Origin of the sequence: Amycolatopsis thailandensis, from assembly GCF_002234405.1 — a bacterium.
In the GTDB taxonomy this organism is placed as follows: Bacteria; Actinomycetota; Actinomycetes; order Mycobacteriales; family Pseudonocardiaceae; genus Amycolatopsis; species Amycolatopsis thailandensis.
The window spans coordinates 1-948 of record NZ_NMQT01000150.1; the positions used below are offsets into that span (position 1 = coordinate 1).

Sequence of the window (948 nt, forward strand, 5' to 3'; positions counted from 1 at the left end):
GGGAACCTACAAAACCCGCTCCGCCGGATAGATGGTGATCTCTCCGGGCGTGGTCACCGGCAGGTCTGGGCCATGTACCCGGAGTCTCCATTCGGCCGGTCCCGCAGCACGCTCGAACACCACGTCGTCGTCGCTGAGCCCGGCGGTCCGATAGAACGCCGCGGCGTCACCGGGTTCGGGTCCGGCATGAGCCGGAGCGAAGGGAGCACCCAGGGTGCCCCTAGGGAACGTCCAGCCGCTGAACCCGGTCGGCTCCCACAGGGAGATCGCCGCACCGAACGGGTCCACGAGTGTCGCCATCCGTCCCTGACCGGGAACCTCGAACGGTGCCAGGACGATCGCCGCACCGGCCAGCTCAGCTGCGGCGATCCGCGCTTCGACGTCGTCCACCGCGACATACCAAGCGACATGTTCCGGTAGATCCGGGCGATAGATGGGGTTGGCGAGATCGCTGAGGCTGCCGACGGGATATCCGTCGCGAGTCAGCACCAACGCCGCACGCAGACCGGCCGGCTCGGCGGTCTCCCAGCCGAGCGCGCCTGACAGGAAGACTGCCGTCCCGGGTACGTCCCGGGTCTTGAGATCGAACCAGCAGAACGCACCAGGCGGGCGGATGTCGTCGGTCACGATGCACTTTCTCGCACAGGGCGGGGGTGCGTGGCAAAGGAATTGCCGGTCAGTCCACGAGGCCCCACCAACTGATCAGGTTGGGTGCCACACCGGACAGTTGAACGCGCTCAGTGGTCGTCGACCACAGCCATGTCCGCGTTCGGCTCGCCGTGGTACACCGCCGTCAAGCCATCCTCGTCCTCGGCTACCACGACGCCACTACAACCCGGCTCGCCGCACAGGCCGGTGCCACATGGCGCCGGTATGCCCCCGGCGATCACTCACCGCGACAACTTCGAGAGAACCCGCGACAGTTGAATACGCGACTTCACCAGTCGG

General features: G+C 66.9%; 1 protein-coding gene. It reads right to left on the bottom strand.

The features are described from left to right. Nucleotides 1-6 precede the first annotated feature (6 nt). A complete protein-coding gene (locus CFP71_RS36840) occupies nt 7-627 on the bottom strand; it encodes a VOC family protein (protein ID WP_093938537.1) in 621 nt (206 codons plus the stop codon). Nucleotides 628-948 lie beyond the last annotated feature (321 nt).